General features: G+C 79.8%; 1 protein-coding gene. It reads left to right on the forward strand.

The genetic code is table 11. The features are described 5' to 3' along the window. Positions 1-213, forward strand: a 213-nt coding sequence (locus tag QWJ41_RS21760) for an MATE family efflux transporter (protein ID WP_302710583.1), incomplete at both ends; no start/stop codon positions are given.

Genomic DNA, 213 nt, shown 5'->3' on the forward strand with positions numbered 1-213 from the left:
GTGGGCCGGCTCGGCACCACCGAGCTGGCCGGTCTGGGCATCGCCGCGGTGGTGCTGCAGACCGCCGTGGGCCTGTGCGTCTTCCTCGCCTACGGCACCACCGCCAGCGTCGCGCGCCGCCGGGGCGCCGGCGACCTGCGCGGCGCGCTGGCCCAGGGCGTCGACGGCCGGTGGCTGGCGCTCGGCATCGGCGCGGTCACCACCGTGGCCGGC

This window comes from Nocardioides cremeus (genome assembly GCF_030518195.1).
Lineage (GTDB): Bacteria > Actinomycetota > Actinomycetes > Propionibacteriales > Nocardioidaceae > Nocardioides > Nocardioides cremeus.